Source organism: Streptomyces colwelliae (assembly GCF_048158785.1).
Lineage (GTDB): Bacteria > Actinomycetota > Actinomycetes > Streptomycetales > Streptomycetaceae > Streptomyces.
The window spans coordinates 1-9,157 of sequence record NZ_JBLTJC010000397.1 but is presented as its reverse complement, the minus strand read 5'-3'; the positions used below and the strand labels follow the sequence as shown (position 1 = coordinate 9,157).

The window sequence follows — 9,157 nt, the reverse complement described above, 5'->3', positions numbered from 1 at the left end:
CCCGTGCCCACCCCCTCCGGCGAGCCGACCGCACCGGCCACCAGCGAGCAGGAACGCCTCTGGCTCCTGCACCAGCGCGAGCCCGAAAACCGTTCCTACGACGTGCCGTTGGCCTTCAGGGTCCGGGGCCGCGTCGACACGGAGGCCTTGCGTCGCTCGGTGCGCGCGCTGGTGGAACGGCACGTGGCCCTGCGTACCTGCCTGGTCCCCACCCCCGACGGGCTGTTCCAGCAGACCGGCGGTCCCTACGACCCGTGGCAAGCACTCGAAGCCCACCCTGGGGAGGAGTGGCAGGACACCGCCGACCGGTTCTTCGACCACCGCTTCGACCTCGGCGACGCCCGGATGCTGCGGGCCGCCTGGGTGACGCAGGCCGACGGCGGACTGCTCCTGCTGCACCTGCACCACATCGCCGTGGACGGCTGGTCGCTCAACCTCCTCCTCCGCGACCTCACCGACGCCTGCACAGGCGGTGACGTCCAGCCGGTGTCCGTCCCCCCGCCACTCGACGCCGCCGAGGGCTCCCGGCCGTCCGGCGCCCCCACACCTCTGGACTTCGCCCGCTGGCAGCGCAGTTGGCACACGAGCCCCGCCTACGAGGACCGCCGCGCCCGCCTGCGCGCCCACTACGGCCGCGACGGCGAACCGTCACCCGCGCTGCCGCCCCCCGACGCACCACGGGCCCGCCTGCTGCGCACCTCGCTCGACCTGGTCCGCCGCAGCGCGCTGGACCGTCGCGCGGCGCAACTCGGTCTGACGCGCTTCCAGTTGCTGGTGTCCGCGTTCGCCGCGAGCCTGTACGGCGTGACCGGCCAGGGCCGTCCGCTGGTCGCCACGCCCGTGGTGAACCGGCCCCGCCCCGAATTCGCGGACACGGTCGGCATGTTCGCCAACACGGTGCTCCTGGACCTGCCGTTGGAGCCGCACCGCTCACTGGACGCTCAGCTCGCGGCACACTCCGATGCCGTTCGCGGCGTGCTGCGGGACCAGGAGGTCGCTCTCGCCGACGTCCTCGCGGATCGCGCCTTCCGCGAGCGAACCCCGTTGTTCGACTACCTGTTCGTGCTGGAGAACACCGACTTCTCGGCACTGCGCCTGGACGGCTGCGAGGTGCGGCCGCTGTGGCCCGAGCCACTGGGTGCCAAGTGCGCCCTCACGCTGTCGGTGGTGGAACACGAGGGCGGGTTCGACTGCCTGTGGGAGTACCGCGACGACATCGGCGCCGAACGCACCCAGGCCGCGGCCCGCCTCTTCCGCCAGACCCTCGACCACCTGACCGGCGACACCGTCATCACCCTGCACGAACTGGTCGCCGACTACCGCCGTACCCTGCCCGACCACGGCCAAGGTCCCACGTGCGCACCGGACTTCACCACCGTCGCCGACGGCTTCGCCCGGCAGGCCGCCCGCACCCCGCACGCCCCGGCCGTCAGCACCGGCGAATCCACCCTCACTTACGCCGAACTCGACGCACAGGCAGCCGAGTTGGCGACCGCACTCGCCACCCGCCTCCCGGTCGACCCCGCCGCCCCGGCGGCCGTGGCGCTCTACCTCCAGCCCTCCGTCGAACATGTCGTGGCGCTCCTGGCGGCGGCCCGCCTCAACCTCACCGTCGTACCGCTCGACCCCGCTTATCCGCCGGCCCTGCTGCGGCACGTGCTCGACCAGGCCGACCCTCTGTGCGTCCTCGTGGCACCCGAGGACGAAGCCGTCCTCGCCGCGATTGCGCCACCGTCCCTGCCCCGGCACATCCTCACCCTCACCGACACCCCCACCGCAGTGTCCCAACTGCCCATGCACCAGGGGCTGCGCCCGCTCTACACCCTGTTCACGTCCGGCTCCACCGGCACTCCCAAAGGCGTCCAGGTCTCCGACCGGACCCTGTGCAACCTGCTGACTTGGCAGCGCGCCGACGGCGGTCTGAACGGGCCAGCCGTCACCCAGCAGTTCTCCATGCTGTCCTTCGACGTCTCCTTCCAGGAGATCCTCACCACCCTGTGCTCCGGCGGTCTGCTGCGCCTGGTGGAGCCCGCCTGGCGGCACGATGTCCCGGCCCTGCTGCGGGAGTTGGAGACAGGGGGAGCGGAGCGGATCTTCCTGCCGTACGTCGCTCTGCAACTCCTCGCCGAACACGGGGTGCGCACCGGGCAGTTCCCGTCCCGGCTGCGCGAAGTCATCACGGCCGGGGAGCAGTTGGTGTGCACCGACGCGATCCGCCGCTGGTTCGCCGGTCTGCCCGATGCCCGGCTGTTCAACCACTACGGTCCCACCGAGACCCACGTCGTCAGCGGCCTCTGCCTCGACGGCGACCCCGCCGCCTGGCCGCTGCGCCCCGCGATCGGACGACCGGTGGCGAACGCCGTCCTGCGTGTCGTCGACGAGGGCGGTCTCCCCGTCCCGCCCGGTGTCACCGGCCAGTTGCTCATCGGCGGTGTCATGGCCAACCGCTGCTACGTCGGCGTCGGCTCCGGCGACGACACGCCGAACCGTGACCGCTTCACCGACGACCCCCACCTCGGGACCTTCTACCGCACCGGCGACCTGGCCCGGTTCGACGCGCAGGGCCTGCTGCACTACGCGGGCCGCGACGACAGTCAGGTCAAACTGGGCGGATTCCGGCTGGAGTTGGGGCAGGTCGAGGCCGCGCTGTTGCAGTACCCCGGTGTGACCCAGGCGGTCGCGGCGGTGGAGGGCGGCCGGCTGGTGGCGTGCCTGCAATGCCGGGGCGGCGACCCCGATCCGGCGGATCTCACGGATCATCTGGCCGGTCTGCTGCCGACTTACGTGCGTATCAGTGGTTTCCGTCGCCTGACGGAGCTGCCGCGCACGCCGAGCGGCAAGTTGGACCGCCGGGCGGCACACACCGCCCCGGGGCGCGAGTTGCGCTCCCACGACGTGACCGCGCCGGCCCTCTCGCCGCTCGAAGGACGGTTGACCGCCCTGTTCGAGACGGTGACCGGCAAGGCGATCGGCGTGGAGCAGCGGTTCTTCGACGCCGGCGCCACCAGCCTGGATCTGATGCGTTTCCAGCTCCGCTGCGCGGGCGAGGACGAACTCGCCTTCACCGTGCCGGAGTTGTTCGAGCACGTCAGCCTCCGTGCGCTGGCCCGCCTCATCGAGGGACGTGCGTCGGAGGGCGGTGATGCGCCGTCCGTCAGCTCCGACGCCCCAAGGCCGCCGGGGGAGTGGACCGAGGAACCCATCGCCGTCATCGGGATGGCCGTACGACTGCCGGGCGCCCCCGATCTCGCCGCCTTCTGGGACCTGGTGGTCTCCGGCCGCCGGGGCATCGAACACTTCCCGACGACGGACGGCCGGGTCGGGGCGCGCAGTCAGCTCGCGGGGATGCTCGACTTCGACCCGGGCCGCTTCACGATCAGCCCGCACGAGGCCCGGCTGATGGACCCGCAACAGCGGCACCTCCTGATGAACTGCGTCGAGGCACTCGCCCACGCCGGTATCGGGTACCCGACGGCCCACCGGGTCGGACTCCTGGCCGCCTGCGGGGAGAACACCTACTTCCAGCGCATGCTGCGTGAGGCGGAGCCGGCCGAACTGCCCGACACCTTCCGGCTCGCGCTGCACCACGAGAAGGACTTCCTGGCCACCAAGGCCGCCTACCATCTCGGCCTGACCGGGCCCGCCTTCACCGTGCAGTCGGCGTGCTCCAGTTCGCTCGTCGGGGTACATGTCGCCGCCGGGCTGCTCCGGCAGGGCGACGCCGACGTCATGCTCGTCGGCGGTGTCCTCGTCGACACCGAACTGACCGACGGCTACACCTACCGGCCGCAGCACATCTTCTCGCCGGACGGCCACTGCCGGCCCTTCAGCGCGGACGCCACCGGCACCGTCGGCGCCAGCGGCAGCGGCGTGGTCGTCCTCAAGCCCCTCGCCGCCGCCCGCCGGGACGGGGACACCGTCTACGCCGTCATCACCGGCTCGGGCATCAACAACGACGGTTCGGACAAGCTCAGTTACAGCGCCCCCGCCCTTGCCGGGCAGCGCGCCGCGATCCGCACCGCCCTGCACCGCAGCGGCCGTAGCGGCGCAGACCTCGGCTATGTGGAGGCGCACGGCACAGGTACCCGACTCGGGGACCCGGTGGAGGCGGCCGCGCTGCGCCAGGCGTACGGCCTGGCGGACGACGCGTGCGTGGCGCTGTCCTCCGTGAAGAGCCAGATCGGACACCTGGGCGCCGCCGCAGGAGTTGTCGGCATGGTGCGGGCGGTGCTCGCCGTGCACCACGGGATCGTCCCGCCGACGGCCGACTTCGACCGGCTCAACCCGGAGATCGACGACGGCCCGTTTCGGATTCCGGTCGCGGCCGAACCCTGGCCGCAGAATGGGCCGCGCCTGGCCGCCGTCAGCAGCTTCGGCATCGGCGGGACCAACGCCCACCTGCTCCTCGAACAGGTGGATGCAGCGCAAGTCGCGCACACCGCGCACGAGTTGGTGCCGTGCCTGGTGCTGTCCGGCAGTTCCGAGGCCGCCGTACGCGCGGATGGACGTCGTATCGCGGCCTACCTGAAGGCGCACCCCGACACCTATCCGCAGGTCCTGCGCCACCTCCAGGCCGGACGGCCCGCGCTCGCCCACCGGGCGGCGGCGGTGTGCCTGGATGCCAGCTCCGCCGTCGCGTGGCTGGACGCGCTGGGCGAGGTCGCGGCGCCGCACCCGCAGACCGGGCTCCCGCCAGAGGAGCGGGACGCCCACGCCCTCGCCGCAACCTGGACGGCGGGCCACCCCCTCCTATGGCCCGAGGGCCCCGCGTCCGCGCCCTGGGACTTCCCGCCGCCCGCCTTCGAGACGGCGGAGTACGACTTCGCGCGTACGCCCGCGCTGCCGGCCGGACCGCAGCGGCTGCCCGCCGACCAGTGGCTGCACCAGCCGCAGTGGACGCGGTTGCGCCGCGCCCGCACCGGAGTTCACGAACCGCGGCGCACCGCCGTGGTGGTCACGGACGCGGGTGGCGAGTCGTGGCGGTTCCTTGAGCGGCACTACGTCCGGGTGGTGACCGTGTGCGCCGGGAAGGTTTTCGCCCGTCTCGGCGAGGACCGCTATGAGGCCGATCCCGCCGACTTCGGGCAGCTCACCGCCGTGCTGGAGCGGGTCGCTCGACCCGGCGGCCCCGGCGTCGACTGGCTGCACGCGCTGCCGCTGGCCCTAGACGGCAGCCTCGACGAACACGCCCTGGAAACAGCCCAGGTGGCCTGCCTCGACACCGTCGCGGCGCTCGCCCGCGCTCTGGCCGACGTCCCGGAAGTCGTACGGCCACGCGCCTGGCTGCTGTCCCACGGGGCGCAGCCGGTCACCGGCCCCGTCCGCACCCCTGAGGCGGGCCTGCTCGCCGCCGCTCTCGAAGTGCCCCGGCAGGAACTGGGCGTGACCCTGCGCTGGTTGGACCTGCCCGGACCCCGCCCGGCCGACTGGGCGGCACACCTGCCCGACCTGCTCCTGGACGACACGGTCACCGAACCGGCGACCGCCCTGCGCGACGGCTTCTGGTGGCGGCGCACCCTCCATCCGGTCCCGGTCCTCAACTCCCCGCCGACCGCCGTCCGTTCGGCCGCCCCCGGAACCCACCTGGTGCTCGGCGGCACCGGAGGCATCGGCACCACCCTGGCCGCACGCCTTCTGGATCACCCCGGGAACCGCGTGGTCCTCGTCGCCCTGACGGCGCATTTCGGCAGGCGGCTGCGCAAGGGTGCGGCGACGACGGCGGTGGCCGCGGCAGCGGTCGCGGCACTGTCCGCGTCCCAGGCTCCGGCGGTGACCGGCGGCCACAGAACGCTCGCCACCGGCCAGGCGACGCCCGACGGGAGCACCGACCACAGCGCCACCGGAGACTCGCCGTACTACACGGACCTCCCGCCCCTGAGCAGCCCCGTCCCGAGCCCGAGCGACAGCCAGTCGCCGTCCATAGGGACCCCGGTCTCGGTGGGCGAGGCCGAGGCCGGCATCCCGGCGACCATCCTCGACGCCTACAAGAAGGCCGAGACGGAACTCGCCGCCTCCAAGCCCGGCTGCAACCTGCCCTGGCAACTCCTCGCCGCCATCGGCAAGGTGGAGTCCGGCCAGGCCCGCGGCGGCCAGGTCGACGCCGACGGCACCACGACCTCCAAGATCCTGGGCCCCGCGCTCGACGGCAACGGCTTCGCGCTCATCAAGGACACCGACAACGGCGCCTACGACGGCAACAGCACCTACGACCAGGCCGTCGGGCCCATGCAGTTCATCCCGTCCACCTGGGCCTGGGCGGGCCGCGACGGCAACGGCGACGGCAAGAAGGACCCCAACAACATCTACGACGCCGCGCTCGCCGCCGGCCACTACCTGTGCCGCAACGACTGGAACCTGTCGACCGACGCGGGCCTGCGCAGCGCGATCCTCAGCTACAACAACTCGACGGACTACCTGAACACGGTCCTGTCCTGGCTGGAGTACTACCGCAAGGGCACCCACTCGGTCCCGGACGGCACGGGCACCCTGCCGTCGGGCCGCAGCGACGACAACTCCGGGGCCAGTCCGACGCCTACGCCCACACCGTCGCCCTCGACTCCGGACACCTCGAAGCCGAGCACCAGCCCGAAGCCCACCACGCCGGCCACGCCGACCCCGACCCCGACGCCGACTCCCACGCCGACTCCGACCCCCACCGACACGGTGGCCAAGCTGGCGGACGCGGGTACGGCGAAGCTCACCGCGGTGGCGGGCGATGCGTTCACCAAGACGATCAGCACCAGCGCCAGGACCTCGGCCGGCAAGGCCGTCGCCAAGGTCAGGATCCGGTTCACGATCGTCGGGACGACGGATGCCACCTTCACGGGCGGCGAGAAGGTCGCCACGGTCACGACGAACGCCTCCGGTGTGGCCGTCGCCCCCGCCCTCCAAGCAGGCGAGACCACCGGTGACTTCACCGTCCGCGCGACCGTCGTCGGCCGTACGATCGCCGGTCTCGACTACACGGCCAGCGTCACGCCCCGCGTCGCCGACACCCTGGTCCGCACCAGCACCACCGCGCTGACCTGCACCCCGGGCGGTGAGTTCGCCGACCAGGTCGAGGTGAAGGCCACGGAGAACGGCGCGGTCGCCGACAAGGTCGCCGCCACCGCGACCCTCATCAAGGCGGCCGACGACGCCACCGAGAACGACAAGGGCCCCTACTTCAAGGACGCGGACGGCAAGACCGTACGCACCCTCACGGGCCTGGCCACGGACGCCGACGGCCTCCTGAAGCTGCCGAAGCTGTACGCCGACGACACCACCGGCACCTTCCTGCTCCGGATCACCACCACGGGCGGCGCGACCCTCACGGTCGAACTGACCGTGGCGGCGGCGACCGACACCTCCTCGGCCGGCCCGAGTCCGTCGGCATCGCCGAGCGCGTAGTCCGGCTGCACGACCGTAGGACGAAGGCGCCCCTCCGCTTCGGCGGGTGGGCGCCTTTGTCGTGTGTGCAACGTGTTCTCATCTCGCCCGTGCGTTGCTACGGTGCCGGACCTGACGACCTATCAGTTCCTGGGTCCGTTCAGTCACCCCTTCGGTTTCTGCCTGTCGGGAGGCCGGCATGCGTGCCCTGATCGCCGCCGCGACCGGACTCGTGCTCGCGTTCGCTCTGGTCCTGACCATCACCGCGATGGGCTCACCGATGGGCGAGACCTCCCCGAAACCGCTGCTGACGACGGTGCCCGCACACCCGTAAACGCTTGCGCAAGCGTTTACGCAAGCCTTTGCGCAAGCGTTTAACTCCCTGGGATGGAGGCCGAGATGCGCCGCAAGGCCAGCCTGATCCTGCTCGCCCTCGCCGTGTTCTTCACGGCGCTGTCCCCGCTGCTGCGCTGGTACGCCTTCCCGCGCCTGGCCAAGATCCCGGCGAACCAGTACCAGGACATGGTCCTGGAGGCGAAGAACGCCACCCTCCTCGACTACGGCACCATGCAGGCCAAGACGGTCCCCAAGGTCACCATCGTGCAGACCCTCAAGGGCGACGTGGAGGCCGCCAAGAAGATCGACAAGACCGCGGGCCGGGACGTCGTCGTCTGGGACGGCCTGTCCTACGTCCAGGGCCCCGACGGCAAGATGGTCTCCTCGATCCCCGAGCGCTACATCTTCGACGCGCACACCCAGGAGCCCGTCCACGCCACCGGCGAGATGGTCGACGGCGACCCGGTGAAACGGGACGGCATCGAGTTCAAGTGGCCGTTCCTGACACAGAAACGGGACTACGAGTACTTCGACGCGCAGACCCGCACCACCAACCCCATCCACTACAAGGGCACCCAGAACTTCCGCGGCGTCAAGGTCTACTACTTCGAGCAGACCATCCCCTGGACCAAGGTCCCCTTCCCCAGGACCATGCCCGTGAAGGGCATCACCCCACAGTCCGTCGCCAAGACGGGCACCACCCGCTGGTACACCACGGTCCGCAAGTTCTGGGTCGAACCCGTCACCGGAGCACCGGTCTACGGCGAGGAGCTCCACAAGGAGGAGCTGCGCGGCGGCACCCTCCTGGGCGACCGGGACAAGGTGACGGCGTTCGCCGGCGACGTGAAGATGCGCGAGGACTACATCAAGCACACCGTCGCCCTGGTGAAGTCCAACCGCACCCTCGTCCTGCTGATGGTCTCCTACCTCCCCTGGGGCTTCCTGACCCTCGGCCTCCTCCTGCTGGCGCTCTCCCTCTATCTGGAGGCCCGCGGCAGGCGCCCCGGAGACCCCGCCCCGGCCGAGGCCCAGGAACCGGAACCGGTCAACGCCTGAGCCGCGCGTTCGTGAACCGCGTGGCCTCGGCGGCGGCCGGATCCTCCGGCCACGGATGCTTCGGATACCGCCCCCGCAACTCCGCCCGCACGCCCTTGTAGCCGTCCTTCCAGAAGGACGCGAGATCGGCGGTGACGGCGGCGGGCCGCCCGGCGGGGGACAGCAGATGCACGAGCACCGGCACCCCGGCGACGGTCGGCGACTCGTGAAGCCCGAACATCTCCTGCAACTTCACGGCGAGCACGGGCTGTTCAGGATTCCCGTAGTCGATCCGAACCCTGGACCCGCTCGGCACGACGAACCGCTCCGGAGCCAACTCGTCCAACCGCCCCGCGTCCCCCGAGGCCCACGGCAACAACCGCCGAAGCCCCTGCCCCGCATCGATCCGCCCCAGATC

General features: G+C 71.6%; 4 protein-coding genes. 3 read left to right on the top strand and 1 reads right to left on the bottom strand.

Features of this window, described 5'->3' with window-relative positions; all coding sequences use genetic code 11:
• The 3 genes from ACNFOC_RS45345 to pgfA form a co-directional block, all read left to right on the top strand.
• Positions 1-7,389 (top strand): AMP-binding protein (locus ACNFOC_RS45345; RefSeq protein ID WP_416964848.1); only part of this gene is annotated, 7,389 nt, incomplete at its 5' end.
• A gap of 178 nt (positions 7,390-7,567) precedes the next feature.
• Positions 7,568-7,702 carry an SPW_0924 family protein gene (locus ACNFOC_RS45340; RefSeq protein ID WP_416964847.1) on the top strand — a complete coding sequence of 45 codons (135 nt, stop codon included), beginning with the start codon at positions 7,568-7,570 and terminating at the stop codon, positions 7,700-7,702.
• A gap of 65 nt (positions 7,703-7,767) precedes the next feature.
• Positions 7,768-8,760 carry a cell envelope lipid trafficking protein PgfA gene (gene pgfA / locus ACNFOC_RS45335; RefSeq protein ID WP_416964846.1) on the top strand — a complete coding sequence of 331 codons (993 nt, stop codon included), beginning with the start codon at positions 7,768-7,770 and terminating at the stop codon, positions 8,758-8,760.
• Here the strand turns inward: pgfA and ACNFOC_RS45330 are convergent.
• Positions 8,750-9,157, bottom strand: a 408-nt coding sequence (locus ACNFOC_RS45330) for an ATP-dependent helicase C-terminal domain-containing protein (protein WP_416964845.1), incomplete at its 5' end; no start/stop codon positions are given. The two genes, pgfA and ACNFOC_RS45330, sit on opposite strands and share 11 nt — an antisense overlap.

What these genes read in the sequence shown, in the direction of transcription:
- ACNFOC_RS45340 (WP_416964847.1), top strand. Translation starts at nt 7,568, where the DNA reads ATGCGTGCCCTGATCGCCGCCGCGACCGGACTCGTGCTCGCGTTCGCT.
- pgfA (WP_416964846.1), top strand. Translation starts at nt 7,768, where the DNA reads ATGCGCCGCAAGGCCAGCCTGATCCTGCTCGCCCTCGCCGTGTTCTTC.